Annotated in this window: 17 protein-coding genes; 15 read left to right on the top strand and 2 right to left on the bottom strand. The window is 55.7% G+C overall.

Going from position 1 to position 18617, the window contains the following annotated elements:
• The first annotated feature begins 41 nt into the window (after positions 1 to 41).
• The 7 genes from pxpB to nei all read left to right on the top strand — a co-directional run bounded on the left by pxpB (position 42) and on the right by nei (position 5616).
• On the top strand, positions 42 to 698 hold the full coding sequence (gene pxpB, locus WB371_RS04500; RefSeq protein WP_336218912.1) for a 5-oxoprolinase subunit PxpB: 657 nt from the start codon (positions 42 to 44) through the stop codon (positions 696 to 698).
• Positions 692 to 1624: a 5-oxoprolinase subunit PxpC gene (gene pxpC, locus WB371_RS04495; protein ID WP_336218911.1), complete on the top strand. Its 933-nt coding sequence runs from the start codon at positions 692 to 694 to the stop codon at positions 1622 to 1624. Before pxpB ends, pxpC begins: the two co-directional genes overlap by 7 nt.
• A complete protein-coding gene (gene pxpA / locus WB371_RS04490) occupies positions 1614 to 2348 on the top strand; it encodes a 5-oxoprolinase subunit PxpA (RefSeq protein WP_336218910.1) in 735 nt (244 codons plus the stop codon). The genes pxpC and pxpA overlap by 11 nt, the downstream gene beginning before the upstream one ends.
• 78 nt (positions 2349 to 2426) lie before the next feature.
• Positions 2427 to 3155, top strand: a complete 729-nt coding sequence (locus WB371_RS04485) for a DUF969 domain-containing protein (RefSeq protein WP_336218909.1) — start codon at positions 2427 to 2429, stop codon at positions 3153 to 3155.
• The gene (locus WB371_RS04480; RefSeq protein WP_336218908.1) at positions 3152 to 4147 is read left to right on the top strand and encodes a DUF979 domain-containing protein; all 996 of its coding nucleotides are present in this window, start codon (positions 3152 to 3154) and stop codon (positions 4145 to 4147) included. The genes WB371_RS04485 and WB371_RS04480 overlap by 4 nt, the downstream gene beginning before the upstream one ends.
• A gap of 9 nt (positions 4148 to 4156) precedes the next feature.
• Positions 4157 to 4801, top strand: coding sequence for a pyroglutamyl-peptidase I (gene pcp, locus WB371_RS04475; RefSeq protein WP_336218907.1), 645 nt, complete (start codon positions 4157 to 4159; stop codon positions 4799 to 4801).
• A 23-nt stretch (positions 4802 to 4824) separates the two neighbouring features.
• Positions 4825 to 5616, top strand: a complete 792-nt coding sequence (nei, locus tag WB371_RS04470) for an endonuclease VIII (RefSeq protein ID WP_336218906.1) — start codon at positions 4825 to 4827, stop codon at positions 5614 to 5616.
• On the opposite strand, the gene WB371_RS04465 is transcribed toward nei, so the two are convergent.
• Together WB371_RS04465 and WB371_RS04460 are read right to left on the bottom strand one after the other, a co-directional pair.
• Complete coding sequence (locus tag WB371_RS04465; protein WP_336218905.1) at positions 5613 to 6659, bottom strand: AbrB family transcriptional regulator; 1047 nt, start codon at positions 6657 to 6659, stop codon at positions 5613 to 5615. The genes nei and WB371_RS04465 overlap by 4 nt on opposite strands.
• Before the next feature lie 187 nt (positions 6660 to 6846).
• The gene (locus WB371_RS04460; RefSeq protein WP_336218904.1) at positions 6847 to 8130 is read right to left on the bottom strand and encodes a citrate synthase; all 1284 of its coding nucleotides are present in this window, start codon (positions 8128 to 8130) and stop codon (positions 6847 to 6849) included.
• 696 nt (positions 8131 to 8826) lie between these two features.
• Here WB371_RS04460 and sdhC point away from each other — a divergent pair.
• From sdhC to sucD, 8 genes are all read left to right on the top strand, one after another.
• Positions 8827 to 9231, top strand: a complete 405-nt coding sequence (gene sdhC, locus WB371_RS04455; RefSeq protein ID WP_043001371.1) for a succinate dehydrogenase cytochrome b556 subunit — start codon at positions 8827 to 8829, stop codon at positions 9229 to 9231.
• Positions 9225 to 9572 carry a succinate dehydrogenase membrane anchor subunit gene (gene sdhD / locus WB371_RS04450; protein ID WP_336218903.1) on the top strand — a complete coding sequence of 116 codons (348 nt, stop codon included), beginning with the start codon at positions 9225 to 9227 and terminating at the stop codon, positions 9570 to 9572. The genes sdhC and sdhD overlap by 7 nt, the downstream gene beginning before the upstream one ends.
• Positions 9572 to 11338, top strand: a complete 1767-nt coding sequence (sdhA, locus tag WB371_RS04445; protein WP_336218902.1) for a succinate dehydrogenase flavoprotein subunit — start codon at positions 9572 to 9574, stop codon at positions 11336 to 11338. Before sdhD ends, sdhA begins: the two co-directional genes overlap by 1 nt.
• A 15-nt stretch (positions 11339 to 11353) precedes the next feature.
• The gene (sdhB, locus tag WB371_RS04440) at positions 11354 to 12070 is read left to right on the top strand and encodes a succinate dehydrogenase iron-sulfur subunit SdhB (RefSeq protein ID WP_336218901.1); all 717 of its coding nucleotides are present in this window, start codon (positions 11354 to 11356) and stop codon (positions 12068 to 12070) included.
• Positions 12071 to 12346: 276 nt separating this feature from the next.
• On the top strand, positions 12347 to 15148 hold the full coding sequence (gene sucA, locus WB371_RS04435) for a 2-oxoglutarate dehydrogenase E1 component (RefSeq protein ID WP_336218900.1): 2802 nt from the start codon (positions 12347 to 12349) through the stop codon (positions 15146 to 15148).
• A gap of 14 nt (positions 15149 to 15162) precedes the next feature.
• The gene (odhB, locus tag WB371_RS04430) at positions 15163 to 16383 is read left to right on the top strand and encodes a 2-oxoglutarate dehydrogenase complex dihydrolipoyllysine-residue succinyltransferase (RefSeq protein ID WP_336218899.1); all 1221 of its coding nucleotides are present in this window, start codon (positions 15163 to 15165) and stop codon (positions 16381 to 16383) included.
• 144 nt (positions 16384 to 16527) lie between these two features.
• Complete coding sequence (gene sucC, locus WB371_RS04425) at positions 16528 to 17694, top strand: ADP-forming succinate--CoA ligase subunit beta (RefSeq protein WP_042320639.1); 1167 nt, start codon at positions 16528 to 16530, stop codon at positions 17692 to 17694.
• Positions 17694 to 18563 (top strand): succinate--CoA ligase subunit alpha, encoded by an 870-nt coding sequence (gene sucD / locus WB371_RS04420; RefSeq protein ID WP_061076867.1) that lies wholly within the window; start codon positions 17694 to 17696, stop codon positions 18561 to 18563. The genes sucC and sucD overlap by 1 nt, the downstream gene beginning before the upstream one ends.
• Positions 18564 to 18617: the final 54 nt, after the last annotated feature.

Genomic DNA, 18617 nt, shown 5'->3' with positions numbered 1-18617 from the left:
GCTGCTTTAAAAAACGAGTCGTAAGAATAAGAGGAACACAAGTGCAACGAGCGCGTTGTTATCTGTTAGGTGAAACGGCGGTGGTGCTGGAGCTGGAGCCACCGGTGACTCTGGAAAGCCAGAAACGTATCTGGCGGCTGACGCAGCGTCTGGCGGAGTTGCCGAATATTGTCGAAGCCATCCCGGGAATGAACAATATCACGGTAATTTTGCGCAATCCGCAAACCCTGGCGCTGGATGCTATCGAGCGCTTACAGCGCTGGTGGGAGGAGAGCGAAGCGCTGGAGCCTGATTCACGTTTTATCGAAATCCCGGTGACCTATGGCGGCGCAGGCGGCCCCGATCTGGCAGAAGTCGCCCGTCATAACGGCCTGAGCGAAAAGCAGGTGGTTGAGCTGCACGCGTCGGTTGATTACGTGGTCTGGTTTTTAGGGTTTCAGCCCGGTTTTCCCTATCTTGGAAGTTTACCGGAACAACTGCATACGCCACGGCGCGCAGAACCGCGTCTGAGCGTTCCGGCGGGATCTGTCGGTATCGGCGGGCCGCAAACCGGGATTTACCCGATCCCTACGCCCGGCGGCTGGCAACTGATTGGTCACACATCGCTGCCACTGTTCTCTCCTGAACGAGAGGAGCCGGTTCTGCTGCGCCCCGGCGACCGCGTGCGCTTTATTCCGCAGAAGGAGGGGGTATGCTGAAAATTATTCGCGCAGGTCTGTATACCTCAGTGCAGGATGGAGGGCGTCACGGTTTCCGGCAGTCAGGCATTAGTCACTGCGGCGCGCTGGATAAACCGGCGATGCAAATCGCTAATCTGTTGGTGGGCAATGACGCTAACGCGGCGGTGCTGGAAATCACCCTCGGCCAACTGGTGGTGGAGTTTGAAACGGATGGCTGGTTTGCCCTGACGGGCGCAGGCTGTGACGCGCAACTGGATAATCACGCCGTCTGGACCGGCTGGCGTTTGCCGGTTAACGCGGGCCAGCGTCTGACGCTGAAACGTCCGCTGCATGGGATGCGCAGTTATCTTGCGGTTGCTGGCGGCATTGATGTACCGGAAGTGATGGGATCGCGCAGTACCGATCGCAAAGTGGGCATTGGCGGCCTTGAAGGACGCCTGCTCAAAGATGGCGACCGGCTGGCGCTTGGTCAATCCCGACGCCAGTTTATGGAGGCGCAGGGGGTAAAACAACTGCTGTGGGGGAACCGCATTCGGGCGCTACCCGGGCCCGAGTACCACGAATTTGACGCTGTCTCTCAGGCGTCTTTCTGGCGTTCGCCCTGGTATCTCAGCCCGCAAAGTAACCGGATGGGCTACCGCTTGCAGGGACAACCGCTGATGCGTACAACGTCACGGGAACTGGTGTCGCACGGCCTGTTGCCCGGTGTGGTTCAGGTGCCGCACAACGGTCAGCCGATTGTATTAATGAACGATGCCCAGACGACCGGCGGTTACCCGCGCATCGCCTGCATTATTGAAGCTGACATGTACCATCTGGCGCAAATTCCGCTCGGTCAACCGATTCATTTTGTTCAGTGTACGCTGGAAGAGGCGCTGAAAGCGCGTCAGGATCAACAGCGCTATCTGGAACAACTCAACTGGCGGCTTAACAATGAACATTGATTTAAACGCGGACCTCGGCGAAGGCTGCGCCAGCGATGCCGACCTGCTGACGCTGGTGTCATCTGCCAATATTGCCTGTGGATTTCATGCCGGTGATGCGCAAACCATGCTGGCGAGCGTGCGCGAGGCGTTGAAAAACGGCGTCGCCATTGGCGCGCATCCCAGTTTCCCTGATCGGGAAAATTTTGGCCGCACGGCGATGACGCTGCCGCCGGAAACGGTCTACGCGCAGACGTTGTATCAAATCGGCGCGCTGGCGGCGATAGCCCGGGCTGAAGGGGGTGTGATGCGCCACGTTAAACCTCACGGCATGCTCTACAACCAGGCCGCGAAAACCCCACAGCTGGCGGATGCCATCGCCAGGGCGGTACACGCCTGCGATCCGGCGCTGATTCTGGTTGGTCTGGCTGGAAGCGAACTGATCCGTGCAGGAGAGCGCTATGGTCTCGTCACGCGACAGGAAGTTTTTGCCGACAGGGGATATCAGGCTGATGGCAGTCTGGTACCGCGTACCCAGCCAGGCGCGCTGATTGAAGACGAGGAACAGTCACTGGCGCAAACGCTGGGTATGGTGGAAACCGGCCGCGTGAAAAGTGTGACCGGTGAATGGGCGAACGTGGTCGCGCAAACGGTCTGTATACACGGAGATGGCGAACACGCACTGGCCTTTGCCCGCCGTCTGCGCGCGGCATTTGAAGAACGCAGGATCGCGATTATTGCGTAATGGATACTGACGTTGTCTCCACAGAGAGACGGCGCATATAAAAAACACCACAACAAACACAACATACAGGAATGGATTATGGGAGAGACTATCACTCTCTGGCCACTGATGGGCATTGCCGTCATTGTGGTTGGATTTCTTTTACGTTTTAACCCGGTGCTGGTGGTCATTGTCGCCGGGATCGTCACCGGACTCGCGGCGCAAATGCCGATCGCCACGATCCTCGAAAAACTGGGCGAAGGTTTTCTCAATACCCGCAACCTGCCGTTTATCCTGCTGATCCCGCTGGCGGTGATTGGTTTGCTGGAGCGCTACGGTTTAAAAGAGCGCGCCCAGAGATGGATTGCCAAAATTCAGAGCGCCACGACGGGTCGTCTGCTGGTTGTTTATCTGTTCATCCGTGAAGCCACCGCCGCACTGGGGCTGACCAGTCTGGGCGGACATCCGCAAATGGTGCGCCCGCTGTTAGCGCCGATGGCGGAAGGGGCGGCAGAGAAAAAATACGGCACCTTGCCCGGTGCGGTGCGCTACCGTCTGCGGGCGATGTCAGCCGCGACGGATAACGTGGGGCTCTTTTTTGGTGAGGACATCTTCGTTGCTTTCGGGGCGATCATCTTCATGCACAATTTTATGCTGGAGTCCGGCGGTATCCAGACCGAGCCGTTGCATATTGCCCTGTGGGGGATCCCGACAGCGCTTTGCGCCTTCCTGATCCACGGCACACGGCTGTGGCGACTGGATAACTATTTGCAGCGTGAGATGGCGAAAGCTGGCGCGATTGACGCACGCAAAGGAGAGGCGCAATGAATTTTCAGCAAAGCTACCTCTACTTGCTGGCGGGAATTATCCTGCTGATCGTTGCCATCATGTCCTGGCGGGACAAAGCCAACCCGCGTCGTCTGACCACCGGTTTATTCTGGGGCGTGTATGGACTGTTATTCCTGCTGGGCGACTGGACGTATCAACTGGCGGGTGACAAACGTACGGTGAATATTGCGGTCGGCGTCGCCGTCGTGCTGATGGCGCTAATCGCAGGTTTTGGCGGCGTGAAGCTGGGAAGTTATCACCAGCGCACCCGCGAACAGCGTGAAGAGAGCGCCACGCGCCTGGGGAACCGTCTGTTTTATCCGGCGCTGGCGATTCCGGTGGTGACCGTTATTGGCGTATTGATGTTCAACCATATTCCAGGCTTGCAGGATGCGCTGTTTGGGCCGGGCAATCACGCCACGTTGGTGACGCTGTTTTCCATGACGGTGGGGTCGTTGATTGGCCTGGCAATGGCGATCAAAATGACCCATGAAAAAGTGCATCAGCCAATGCAGGAAGCGCGTCGTTTGCTGGATTCCATTGGCTGGGCGTTTATTCTGCCGCAAATTCTCGCCACGCTCGGTCTGCTGTTTACGGCGGCAGGCGTAGGCAGCGGAATTTCATATCTGACTCAAGAGTATCTTGCGGTCGACAGCCGCTTTATTGCCGTGGTGGTTTATACCCTCGGTATGGCGTTGCTGACCATGGTGATGGGCAATGCGTTTGCGGCCTTCCCGATTGTTACCGCGGGGATTGGGATCCCAATTCTGGTGCTTCAGCACGGGGGCAACCCGGCGGTGATGGCGGCGATTGGCATGTTCTCGGGCTATTGCGGAACGCTGATGACGCCGATGGCGGCAAACTTTAACATTGTGCCCGCAGCACTACTGGAATTGCCGGATAAAAATGCAGTGATTAAAGCGCAGGTACCCACCGGCGTGTTGTTATTGATCGCTAACGTGTTTCTGATGTATTTCCTGATGTTCCTGTAAGGAGGAAGGATGAAAACGGTATTAATCACCGGCTTTGAGCCTTTTGGTGGCGAGCAGATCAATCCCTCCTGGGAAGTGGTCTCCCGCCTCGACAATGCGGTTATCGCCGGGTGTCGCGTGGTTGCGCGACAACTCCCCTGTGTATTTGGCGAATCGCTCCACGCGCTGAATTCCGCCATTGATACACTCTCACCGTCACTGGTGCTTGCCATCGGTCAGGCGGGTGGGCGGACGGATATTACCGTTGAGCGCGTGGCGATCAATGTCGATGATGCCCGTATTGCGGATAATAAAGGCCAGCAACCGGTGGATGAAGCGATAGTCCCCGGTGGACCAGCGGCCTGGTTTAGCACGCTGCCAATCAAAGCGATGGTCGCCGCGATGCGCGAGGCGGGCATTCCGGCGTCGGTATCGCAAACGGCGGGCACCTTTGTCTGTAACCATGTGATGTACGGACTGCTGCATAAACTGAGCGGTCAGCCGGAGGTTAAAGGGGGCTTTATCCATATCCCTTACCTGCCAGAGCAGGCGGCGGCTCATCCCGGCGCGCCCAGTATGGCGGCAGAAACGGTGCGTCAGGCGCTGGAGATCGCCATCGTTACCGCATTACAGGTAGACAATGACATTGCCGTGAGCGGCGGCGCCACGCACTAATTTCATCAGATAAGGACAGGATCATGCCTGAAGGCCCGGAGATCCGCCGCGCGGCGGATACCCTGGAGGCGGCGATCAAAGGCAAGCCGTTGACGGATGTCTGGTTTGCCTTTGCGCAGTTAAAACCCTATCAATCGCAACTGACGGGGCAGACCGTCACGCAGATGGAGACGCGCGGCAAAGCGCTGCTCACCCATTTTTCCGGCGGTCTGACGCTTTATAGCCATAACCAGCTTTACGGTGTCTGGCGCGTGGTGGAAAGCGGTGACATGCCGCAAACCACTCGTATTCTGCGCGTTAAACTGCAAACCGCGGACAAAACGATTTTGCTCTACAGCGCGTCTGATATTGCGATGTTGACGCCGGAACAGCTCACCACTCATCCTTTCCTGCAACGTGTCGGACCGGACGTACTGGATCCGCATTTGACGCCGGAGGCGGTAAAAATCCGTCTGCTTTCGCCGCGTTTTTGCAATCGTCAGTTTTCCGGCTTGCTGCTGGATCAGGCGTTTCTTGCCGGACTGGGAAACTATTTACGCGTAGAAATTCTCTGGCAGGTAGGGTTAACCAGCAGCCATAAAGCCCGCGATCTAAACGAGCGGCAACTGGAGGCGTTAGCGCAGGCGCTGCTGGATATTCCGCGTTTGTCCTACAACACGCGTGGTCAGGTGGATGAGAACAAGCACCACGGCGCGCTGTTTCGTTTTAAGGTGTTTCATCGCGACGGGCAGCCCTGTGAGCGCTGCGGTGGGATCATCGAGAAAACCACGCTCTCTTCACGCCCGTTTTACTGGTGCCCACACTGCCAGCGTTAAGAGGCATGTCTGGGTGCCTTTGCAGAAAGAAAGCGGGCAATCGCCGGGCCGGTAAGCAAAATGCTGAACAGACGCAGGGTTTGCATCGCCATGATCAAGGCCATATCCGCATGGCTGCCTGCGGCAATCACCGCGACGGTATCCAGCCCGCCGGGGCTGGTGGCGAGATAAGCGGTGAGAAAATCAATCTGCATATAGTGGCTCAGTCCCCAGGCCATCGCCGCGCAGATTGCCATCAGGGCGAAAATGGAGAGCAGGATCTGCGGCAATGGTCGCAGGGCCATAAATAACACCTGCTTATCAAAGCCAAGGCCAATTTGCCATCCTATGACCATATAGGCTATTGCCAGTAGCCATTCCGGAAGTTCAATGACCATCACGCCACTCGCATGAAGCCATGCGCCGACCAGCATCGGCACCAGCATCGTCCCGGAGGGAATGCGCAGCAGTCGTCCGGCGAGAGCCGCAACGACGGCCAGCAGCAGCGTACTGAACAGATTGCCGCTCAGCGGCGGGAACCACTCAATTTGCTGGCTGACGGTTTCCGCGCTGTCACCCAACATAAACCGAGCCACCAGCACCGCGGCACCCGCGACAAACAGCACCCGGAGATACTGCATAAAGGCGACCAGGCGGATATCGGCGCCATAGTCCTGCGCCATAGCAACCATCGCCGCCGCGCCGCCGGGCGAGGAGCCCCATGCGCCGGTATTGCCCGGCAGCGAACTGTAGCGAACCAGCAGCCAGCCGACGACCGTGCTGGAGAATAATGTCACCAGCAGAACCCCCAACACTACCGCCCAATTTTCCGCCAGTGTCGTCAGCAACGTACCGGACAGATTCTGCGCAATCATGCAGCCGAGAATCGCCTGTGCGCCGAGGAACATACAGCGGGGAAGCTTCAGCGTGATACCGCGAAGGCTAAACAGAATACCGGTGAGCATCGGACCGAGCAGCAGCGCCGCCGGGAGATGAATGCAGAGAAAGAGCAGGGACAGAAGGAGTGATAGCAAAAACAACAAGCCCCACTGCAGAACTGGCATCCTGTGCTCCCGAAAGAAAATGAACAAACTATCCGTAAATCATAGAGAAGGGCAGAGAAGATTAATATAGCGAGGGTCAAGAAAAGGTTGGGAAGTTGCCGGATGGCGCTAACACTTATCCGGCCTACGAATTGACAACCGTAGGCCGGATAAGACGCGGTAGCGTCACCATCCGGCAGTCTGAGGATTAACGCTTCAGTGCGGATTTAAAATCGCGTTTCTCATAACCGGTATACAACTGGCGAGGACGGGCGATTTTCATGCCATCAGTGTGCATTTCGTTCCAGTGCGCAATCCAGCCCACGGTACGCGCCATCGCGAAGATAACGGTGAACATGGAGGACGGAATGCCCATCGCTTTCAGAATGATGCCGGAGTAGAAGTCGACGTTCGGGTAGAGTTTCTTCTCGATGAAGTACGGGTCGTTCAGCGCGATGTGCTCAAGCTCCATGGCCACTTCCAGCAGGTCATCTTTGGTACCCAGCTCTTTGAGGACTTCATGGCAGGTTTCACGCATTACAGTGGCGCGCGGGTCATAGTTTTTGTAAACACGGTGACCGAAGCCCATCAGGCGGAAAGAGTCATTCTTGTCTTTCGCTCGACGAACAAATTCCGGAATGTGTTTAACAGAACTGATTTCTTCCAGCATTTTCAGTGCCGCTTCGTTTGCGCCACCGTGTGCCGGTCCCCACAGGGAAGCGATACCCGCCGCGATGCAGGCGAATGGATTCGCGCCGGAAGAACCCGCGGTGCGCACGGTTGACGTGGAGGCGTTCTGCTCGTGGTCGGCGTGGAGGATCAGAATGCGGTCCATCGCGCGTTCCAGTACCGGGTTAACCTCATAGGTTTCACACGGCGTGGAGAACATCATGTTCAGGAAGTTACCGGCGTAGGAGAGGTCGTTACGCGGATAAACAAACGGCTGGCCAATTGAATACTTGTAACACATCGCGGCCATGGTCGGCATTTTAGACAGCAGACGGAAGGCGGCGATTTCACGGTGGCGCGGATTGTTAACATCCAGAGAGTCGTGATAGAACGCGGCGAGCGCACCGGTGATCCCGCACATTACGGCCATCGGATGAGAGTCACGACGGAAAGCGTGGAACAGGCGGGTGATTTGCTCGTGGATCATCGTATGGCGGGTAACCGTGGTTCTGAACTCGTCATACTCTGCCTGTGTCGGCTTCTCGCCGTACAGCAGGATATAGCAGACTTCCAGATAGTTAGAGTCGGTCGCTAACTGATCGATCGGGAAGCCGCGATGTAACAAAATACCTTCATCACCGTCGATGAACGTAATTTTCGATTCGCAGGATGCAGTCGAGGTGAAACCAGGGTCAAAAGTGAACATCCCCTTTGAACCCAGGCTACGAATATCAATAACGTCTTGACCCAGCGTGCCCTTCAGCACATCCAGCTCAATAGCAGCATCGCCATTTAGGGTGAGCTTTGCTTTTATATCAGCCATTTACGGTCTCCTTAGCGCCTTATTGCTTAAGACTACTTAAGTGAGATTTGCCATCGATACATCAATTAACCGTTACCAGTTTGTTATTCGGCTCGCCGCTCTGGATAGAGGAGAAAACCAGGGTACAGAGCAAGGGGCGCTTGCAGGTAAATCAGTTAACTTATGGTGAATTAGCAACAAATCAACAACTTAGCAATCCGAATTATTCAACCTGTCTATCACTATTAACTGTACTGAAGGGATCGGTCAATATCTTCCTACGGTTACATAACTTATTTGCAGGTTAAAGAGTGACCCCATAACTTTTACGCATTATATGCTTTTTCTGGTGTTGTTTGTAACAACTTTGTTTAATGATTGTCAAATCAGATGATTAAAAATTAAATAAATGTTGTTATCGTGACCTGTGTCACTGTTCGGGATAAAACCTGACAAACTATATGTAGGTTAATTGTAATGATTTTGTGAACGTCCTATACTGCCGCCAGGTCTCCGGAAACCCCTGCAATCCCGAGCCACCCAGCGTTGTAACGTGTCGTTTTAGCATCTGGAAGCAGTGTTTTACATGACGCGTAGTTATAGAAAGGACGCTGTCTGACCCGCACGCAGACCGGAGGAAGGAAATCCCGTCGTCTTTCAGGCCACAGATGGATTCAGCCTCTGTACCCGAAGTCCTAAGGGAATAATAAGAACAGCATGTGGGCGTTATTCATGATAAGAAATGTGAAAAAACAAAGACCTGTCAATCTGGATCTGCAAACGATCCGGTTCCCAATCACGGCGATAGCGTCCATTCTCCATCGCGTTTCCGGAGTGATCACCTTTGTGGCGGTCGGGATCCTGTTGTGGTTACTGGGCACCAGCCTCTCTTCCCCTGAAGGATTCCAGCAGGCATCCGCCATCATGGGTAGCTTTTTTGTTAAATTTATTATGTGGGGCATCCTTACCGCACTGGCGTATCACGTCGTGGTCGGTGTTCGTCACATGATGATGGATTTTGGCTATCTGGAAGAAACATTCGAAGCGGGTAAACGCTCCGCCAAAATCTCATTTGTTATCACTGTCGTGCTTTCACTTCTCGCAGGAGTCCTCGTATGGTAAGCAACGCCTCCGCATTAGGACGCAATGGCGTACATGACTTCATCCTGGTCCGCGCTACCGCTATCGTTCTGACGTTATACATCATCTACATGGTGGGTTTTTTCGCCACAAGCGGCTCACTCACCTGGGAAGTCTGGACCGGTTTCTTCTCATCGGCATTCACCAAAGTCTTCACCCTGCTGGCCCTGTTCTCCATCTTGATTCATGCCTGGATTGGCATGTGGCAGGTGTTGACCGACTACGTTAAACCGCTGGCCGTGCGTTTGTTGCTGCAACTGGTTATCGTTGTTGCGCTGGTGGTTTACGTGATTTATGGATTTGTTGTGGTGTGGGGTGTGTAATGAAACTGCCAGTCAGAGAATTTGATGCTGTAGTTATTGGTGCAGGCGGCGCAGGTATGCGTGCGGCACTGCAAATTTCCCAGAGCGGCCAGACCTGTGCGCTGCTGTCCAAAGTCTTTCCAACCCGTTCCCATACCGTATCCGCGCAGGGTGGCATCACCGTGGCGCTCGGTAATACCCATGAAGATAACTGGGAATGGCACATGTACGACACCGTGAAAGGGTCGGACTACATTGGTGACCAGGACGCGATTGAATATATGTGTAAAACCGGTCCGGAAGCGATTCTGGAACTGGAACATATGGGTCTGCCGTTCTCCCGTCTCGACGATGGTCGAATCTATCAGCGTCCGTTTGGCGGCCAGTCGAAAAACTTCGGCGGCGAACAGGCGGCACGTACCGCGGCTGCCGCGGACCGTACCGGTCACGCGCTGTTGCACACGCTGTATCAGCAGAACCTGAAAAACCACACCACCATTTTCTCCGAGTGGTATGCGCTGGATCTGGTGAAAAATGCCGATGGCGCAATTGTCGGTTGCACCGCACTGTGTATCGAAACCGGTGAAGTGGTCTACTTCAAAGCCCGCGCGACCGTGCTGGCAACCGGCGGCGCAGGCCGTATCTATCAGTCCACCACCAATGCCCATATCAACACCGGTGACGGCGTAGGGATGGCGATTCGTGCCGGCGTTCCGGTACAGGATATGGAGATGTGGCAGTTCCACCCAACCGGTATCGCCGGCGCGGGCGTTCTGGTCACGGAAGGTTGCCGTGGTGAAGGCGGTTATCTGCTGAACAAACATGGCGAACGCTTTATGGAGCGTTATGCCCCGAATGCAAAAGACCTGGCGGGTCGTGACGTGGTGGCGCGTTCCATCATGATCGAAATCCGTGAAGGTCGTGGCTGTGACGGTCCGTGGGGGCCGCATGCCAAACTGAAACTCGACCATCTGGGTAAAGAAGTGCTTGAGTCCCGTCTGCCGGGTATTCTGGAACTGTCCCGTACCTTTGCGCACGTGGATCCGGTGAAAGAGCCAATTCCGGTTATCCCGACCTGCCACTACATGATGGGCGGTATTCCGACCAAAGTAACCGGTCAGGCGCTGACGGTGAACGAGCAGGGCGAAGACGTGGTGATCCCGGGGCTGTTCGCGGTGGGTGAAATCGCCTGCGTATCGGTCCACGGCGCGAACCGTCTGGGCGGTAACTCACTGCTGGATCTGGTGGTATTTGGCCGTGCGGCTGGCCTGCATTTGCAGGAGTCTATCGCCGAGCAGGGCGACCTGCGCGATGCGACGGAAGAGGAAATCGACGCCTCCCTGGCCCGTCTGAACCGCTGGAACAACAACCGTGATGGTGAAGATCCGGTAGTGATTCGTAAAGCGCTACAGGAATGTATGCAGCACAACTTCTCGGTATTCCGTGAAGGTGACGCAATGGCGAAAGGGCTCGAAGAGCTGAAAGCCATCCGTGAGCGTTTGAAAAATGCCCGTCTGGACGACACTTCCAGCGAATTTAACACCCAGCGTGTAGAGTGTCTGGAGCTGGATAACCTGATGGAAACTGCCTATGCAACGGCGGTATCTGCCAACTTCCGTACCGAAAGCCGTGGCGCGCATAGCCGCTTCGACTTCCCGGAACGTGATGATGAAAACTGGCTGTGCCATTCCCTGTATCTGCCAGAAACGGAAACCATGACGCGTCGTAGCGTCAATATGGAACCGAAACTGCGCCCGGCATTCCCGCCGAAGATTCGTACTTACTAATGCGGAGACAGGACAATGAAACTCGAGTTTTCAATTTATCGCTATAACCCGGATGTTGATGACGCTCCGCGCATGCAGGATTACACCCTGGAGGCAGAAGAAGGGCGTGACATGATGCTGCTGGACGCACTGATGCAGCTCAAAGAGAAAGACCCCAGTCTCTCTTTTCGTCGCTCCTGCCGTGAAGGCGTGTGTGGTTCCGATGGTCTGAACATGAACGGCAAAAACGGTCTGGCGTGTATCACACCGGTATCGGCGCTGGTTCAGCCCGGCAAGAAAATTGTTATCCGTCCACTGCCAGGTTTGCCGGTGATCCGCGATTTGGTGGTAGACATGGGGCAATTCTATGCACAATATGAGAAGATTAAGCCTTACTTATTGAATAATGGGCAAAATCCTCCGGCTCGTGAGCATTTACAGATGCCAGAGCAGCGGGAAAAACTCGATGGGCTGTATGAATGCATTCTGTGCGCCTGCTGCTCAACGTCTTGCCCATCCTTCTGGTGGAATCCGGATAAGTTTATCGGTCCGGCGGGTCTGTTAGCGGCGTACCGTTTCCTGATCGACAGCCGTGATACTGAAACCGACAGCCGTCTGGAAGGGATGAGTGATGCATTCAGCGTATTCCGCTGTCACAGCATCATGAACTGCGTCAGTGTGTGCCCTAAGGGGCTGAACCCGACGCGTGCCATCGGCCATATTAAGTCGATGCTGTTGCAACGCAGTGCGTAAGTAGACATTGTCCGCGGTGGCAATCCTGCAGGCCGGATAAGACGTTTATGTCGCCATCCGGCACATTTTGCCTGATGGCGCATCGCTTATCAGGCCTACGGGGTCGCCATCAGGCAAATCAGAGCAGGAAACCTTTAAAAACTGCCATGATGGTAGACAGTTTCTAAAGGTTCCTTCGCGGGCCACAAAGAGCTCGCAAGTGAACCCCGGCACGCACGTCACTGTGCGTGGTAGTATCCACGGCGAAGTAAGCATATAAATGCTTAAGGGATCACGATGCAGAACAGCGCTTTGAAAGCCTGGTTGGACTCTTCTTACCTCTCTGGCGCAAACCAGAGCTGGATAGAACAGCTCTATGAAGACTTCTTAACCGATCCTGACTCGGTAGACGCTAACTGGCGTTCGACGTTCCAGCAGTTACCTGGTACCGGAGTCAAACCGGATCAATTCCATTCAAAAACGCGTGATTATTTCCGTCGTCTGGCGAAGGATGCCTCGCGTTACTCTTCTTCGATTTCCGACCCTGACACCAATGCGAAGCAGGTTAAAGTCCTGCAGCTCATTAACGCTTATCGCTTCCGTGGTCACCAGCATGCGAATCTCGATCCGCTGGGACTGTGGCAGCAAGAAACTGTGGCGGATCTGGAACCTTCTTTCCACGATCTGACAGAGGCCGATTTCCAGGAAAGCTTTAACGTAGGTTCTTTTGCTGGCGGCAAAGAGACGATGAAGCTGGGCGAGCTGCTTTCTGCGCTCAAACAAACTTACTGCGGCCCGATTGGCGCCGAGTACATGCACATCACCAGCACCGAAGAAAAACGCTGGCTGCAACAGCGTATTGAATCCGGTCGCGCGGCATTTAGCGGTGAAGAGAAAAAACGCTTCCTGAGCGAACTCACCGCCGCCGAAGGTCTGGAGCGTTATCTGGGGGCGAAATTCCCGGGTGCGAAACGCTTCTCGCTGGAAGGTGGCGATGCGTTAATCCCGATGCTCAAAGAGATGATCCGCCATGCGGGCAACAGCGGCACCCGCGAAGTGGTGCTGGGAATGGCGCACCGTGGTCGTCTGAACGTCCTGGTCAACGTGCTGGGTAAAAAACCGCAGGACCTGTTCGACGAATTCGCGGGCAAACATAAAGAACACCTCGGCACCGGTGACGTGAAGTACCACATGGGCTTCTCCTCCGATATCGAAACCGAAGGCGGTCTGGTTCACCTGGCGCTGGCGTTTAACCCGTCGCACCTGGAGATTGTCAGCCCGGTGGTGATTGGTTCCGTCCGTGCGCGTCTGGACAGGCTGGACGAACCAAGCAGCAATAAAGTGCTGCCGATCACCATTCACGGCGACGCCGCCGTGACGGGTCAGGGCGTGGTTCAGGAAACCCTGAACATGTCGAAAGCACGCGGTTACGAAGTGGGCGGCACCGTTCGCATCGTGATTAACAACCAGGTGGGTTTTACGACCTCTAATCCGCTGGATGCTCGCTCCACGCCGTACTGCACCGATATCGGTAAAATGGTCCAGGCGCCGATTTTCCACGTGAATGCGGACGACCCGGAAGCTGTCGCGTTTGTTACCCGCCTGGCGCTGGATTTCCGTAATACGTTCAAGCGCGATGTGTTTATCGATTTGGTGTGTTATCGCCGTCACGGTCACAACGAAGCCGACGAGCCGAGCGCAACCCAGCCGCTGATGTACCAGAAAATCAAAAAGCACCCGACGCCGCGCAAAATCTACGCTGACAAGCTGGAAGCGGAAAACGTCGCGACGCTGGAAGATGCCACCGAGATGGTTAATCTGTATCGCGATGCGCTGGATGCCGGCGAGTGCGTGGTGAAAGAGTGGCGTCCGATGAACATGCACTCCTTTACCTGGTCGCCGTATCTCAACCACGAGTGGGATGAGGCGTATCCGAACAAAGTTGAAATGAAGCGTTTACAGGAACTGGCGAAACGCATCAGTACGGTGCCGGAAACCGTTGAGATGCAGTCGCGTGTTGCCAAGATTTACGGCGACCGCCAGCTCATGGCGAACGGGGAAAAACCGTTCGACTGGGGCGGCGCAGAAACCCTGGCGTACGCAACATTGGTTGACGAAGGGATTCCAATTCGCCTGTCGGGTGAAGACTCGGGGCGCGGCACCTTCTTCCATCGCCATGCGGTGATCCATAACCAGACCAACGGTTCGACCTGGACGCCGCTGCAACACGTCCATAACGGTCAGGGCTCCTTCCGCGTCTGGGACTCCGTGCTGTCTGAAGAAGCGGTGCTGGCATTCGAATACGGCTATGCCACGGCGGAACCGCGTACCTTGACCATCTGGGAAGCGCAGTTTGGCGACTTCGCCAACGGCGCGCAGGTGGTGATCGACCAGTTCATCTCCTCCGGCGAGCAGAAGTGGGGCCGGATGTGTGGCCTGGTGATGCTGCTGCCGCACGGTTACGAAGGTCAGGGTCCGGAGCACTCTTCCGCGCGTCTGGAGCGTTATCTGCAACTTTGCGCAGAGCAAAACATGCAGGTGTGCGTACCGTCGACTCCGGCACAGGTTTATCACATGCTGCGCCGTCAGGCGCTGCGCGGAATGCGTCGTCCGTTGGTGGTGATGTCGCCAAAATCGCTGCTGCGTCACCCGCTGGCGGTCTCCAGCCTGGACGAACTGGCGAACGGCACCTTCCAGCCCGCCATCGGTGAGATAGACGACATCGATCCGAAAGGCGTGAAGCGCGTGGTGATGTGTTCTGGTAAGGTTTATTACGACCTGCTGGAACAGCGTCGCAAGAGCGATCAGAAAGATGTTGCCATTGTGCGCATCGAACAGCTCTATCCCTTCCCGCATCAGGCGATGCAGGACGTGCTGAAACAGTATGCTCACGTACATGATTTTGTCTGGTGCCAGGAAGAGCCGCTCAACCAGGGCGCATGGTATTGCAGCCAGCATCATTTCCGTGAAGTGATTCCATTTGGGGCCGCTCTGCGTTACGCAGGCCGCCCGGCCTCCGCCTCTCCGGCGGTAGGGTATATGTCCGTTCACCAGAAACAGCAACAAGATCTGGTTAATGACGCGCTGAACGTCGATTAATTAAAGGATAAATAATGAGTAGCGTAGATATTCTTGTTCCCGACCTGCCTGAGTCCGTAGCGGACGCGACTGTTGCCACCTGGCACAAAAAACCGGGTGACGCGGTAGTTCGCGACGAAGTGCTGGTCGAAATCGAAACTGACAAAGTGGTACTGGAAGTACCGGCATCAGCGGACGGCATTCTGGATGCGGTTCTGGAAGACGAAGGCACCACGGTGACCTCACGCCAGATCCTCGGTCGCCTGCGTGAAGGCAACAGCACCGGTAAAGAAAGCAGCGCTAAATCTGAAGAGAAAGCGTCCACCCCGGCGCAGCGTCAGCAGGCCTCTCTGGAAGAGCAAAACAACGATGCGTTGAGCCCGGCGATCCGTCGTTTGCTGGCTGAACACAACCTCGACGCCAGCGCCATTAAAGGTACGGGTGTGGGCGGTCGTATCACCCGTGAAGACGTGGACAAGCATCTGGCCAACGCCCCGGCGAAAGCGGATGCGAAAGCACCAGCCGCCGCGCCAGCGGCACAGCCAGCCCTGGGGGCACGCAGTGAAAAACGCGTACCAATGACCCGTCTGCGCAAGCGCGTGGCTGAGCGTCTGCTGGAAGCGAAAAACTCCACCGCGATGCTGACGACCTTCAACGAAGTCAACATGAAGCCGATTATGGGTCTGCGTAAGCAGTACGGTGACGCGTTCGAAAAACGCCACGGTATCCGTCTGGGCTTCATGTCCTTCTACGTGAAAGCGGTCGTTGAAGCACTGAAGCGCTATCCGGAAGTGAACGCCTCTATTGATGGCGACGACGTGGTGTATCACAACTACTTCGACGTGAGCATGGCGGTTTCCACGCCGCGTGGCCTGGTGACCCCGGTTCTGCGTGATGTTGACACCCTTGGGATGGCTGATATCGAGAAAAACATCAAAGAACTGGCCATCAAAGGTCGTGACGGCAAACTGACGGTCGACGATCTGACCGGCGGTAACTTCACCATCACCAACGGTGGTGTGTTCGGTTCCCTGATGTCCACGCCGATCATCAACCCGCCGCAGAGCGCGATCCTCGGTATGCACGCGATTAAAGATCGCCCGATGGCGGTCGACGGCAAGGTTGAAATCCTGCCGATGATGTATCTGGCGTTGTCCTACGATCACCGTCTGATCGATGGTCGCGAATCCGTGGGCTTCCTGGTGGCCATTAAAGAGCTGCTGGAAGATCCAACGCGTCTGCTGCTGGACGTGTAGTAAACAAGAGTATCACCTGCCCGTAGGCCGGATAAGGCGTTTACGCCGCCATCCGGCGTCGATGAGATGCCTGATGGCGACGCAGCCGCGTATTATCAGGCCTACGGTTTAAGATAACGATTACCTGAAGGATGGACAGAACACATGAACTTACATGAATATCAGGCAAAACAACTTTTTGCCCGCTATGGCTTACCGGCGCCGGTGGGTTATGCCTGTACTACTCCGCGTGAAGCTGAAGAAGCGGCATCGAAAATCGGCGCAGGTCCGTGGGTAGTAAAATGTCAGGTTCACGCAGGTGGCCGCGGCAAAGCGGGCGGTGTGAAGGTTGTAAAAAGCAAAGAAGAGATTCGTGCTTTCGCTGAGCACTGGTTGGGCAAACGTCTGGTGACCTATCAAACAGACGCCAACGGCCAACCGGTAAACCAGATTCTGGTTGAAGCGGCGACCGATATTGATAAAGAACTGTACCTGGGCGCGGTGGTTGACCGTAGCTCCCGTCGCGTGGTCTTTATGGCCTCTACCGAAGGCGGCGTGGAAATTGAAAAAGTGGCGGAGGAAACGCCGCACCTGATCCACAAAGTGGCGCTGGATCCGCTGACCGGCCCGATGCCGTATCAGGGACGCGAACTGGCGTTCAAACTGGGTCTGGAAGGCAAACTGGTTCAGCAGTTCACTAAAATTTTCATGGGCCTGGCGACCATTTTCCTTGAGCGCGACCTGGCGCTGATCGAAATCAACCCGCTGGTGATCACCAAACAGGGCGACCTGATCTGCCTCGACGGCAAACTGGGCGCTGACGGCAACGCGTTGTTCCGCCAGCCTGATCTGCGTGAAATGCGCGATCAGTCGCAGGAAGACCCGCGCGAAGCGCAGGCGGCGCAGTGGGAACTGAACTACGTCGCACTGGATGGCAACATCGGTTGCATGGTTAACGGCGCGGGTCTGGCGATGGGCACTATGGACATCGTTAAGCTGCACGGCGGCGAACCGGCTAACTTCCTTGACGTAGGCGGCGGCGCAACCAAAGAGCGCGTGACTGAAGCGTTCAAAATTATCCTCTCTGACGACAACGTTAAAGCGGTTCTGGTTAACATCTTCGGCGGTATTGTGCGTTGCGACCTGATCGCGGACGGTATTATCGGCGCGGTAGCGGAAGTGGGTGTTAACGTACCGGTGGTGGTTCGTCTGGAAGGCAACAACGCCGAACTCGGCGCGAAGAAACTGGCTGACAGCGGCCTGAATATTATTGCAGCGAAAAGTCTGACGGATGCAGCTCAGCAGGTTGTTGCCGCAGTGGAGGGGAAATAATGTCTGTTTTAATTGATAAAAACACCAAGGTTATCTGTCAGGGCTTTACCGGTAGCCAGGGGACGTTCCACTCTGAACAGGCGATCGCTTACGGTACGCAGATGGTTGGCGGTGTAACGCCAGGTAAAGGCGGCACCACGCACCTGGGCCTGCCGGTGTTCAACACCGTGCGTGAAGCGGTTGAAGCGACGGGCGCGACCGCAACGGTTATCTACGTTCCGGCGCCGTTCTGCAAAGACTCCATCCTGGAAGCCATCGACGCGGGCATTAAGCTTATTATCACCATTACCGAAGGTATCCCGACGCTGGATATGCTGACGGTGAAAGTGAAACTCGATGAAGCCGGCGTGCGCATGATCGGGCCGAACTGCCCGGGTGTTATCACCCCTGGCGAATGTAAAATCGGCATCATGCCGGGTCACATTCATAAGCCGGGTAAAGTGGGTATCGTCTCCCGTTCCGGTACGCTGACCTATGAAGCGGTTAAGCAGACCACCGACTACGGTTTCGGCCAGTCCACCTGTGTGGGCATTGGCGGCGACCCGATCCCTGGCTCTAACTTCATCGACATCCTGAAACTGTTCGAGGAAGATCCGCAGACCGAAGCGATCGTGATGATCGGTGAGATCGGCGGTAGCGCGGAAGAAGAAGCGGCTGCCTACATTAAAGATCACGTGACCAAACCGGTGGTTGGCTACATTGCCGGTGTGACCGCGCCGAAAGGCAAACGTATGGGACACGCAGGGGCAATTATCGCTGGTGGTAAAGGGACTGCGGATGAGAAATTCGCGGCGCTGGAAGCCGCTGGCGTGAAAACTGTCCGCAGCCTGGCCGATATCGGCGAAGCGCTGAAAGCGGTTATTAAGTAAAAGCAATAAAACAGCCTGCTTTCCTGTATCTACCCGTGATGCAGGAAAAAGGGC

It is taken from the genome of Citrobacter amalonaticus, from assembly GCF_037053465.1.
GTDB lineage: Bacteria > Pseudomonadota > Gammaproteobacteria > Enterobacterales > Enterobacteriaceae > Citrobacter_A > Citrobacter_A amalonaticus_H.
The sequence above is the reverse complement of the archived record's forward strand: the minus strand, read 5'-3'. Positions and strand labels throughout refer to the sequence as shown.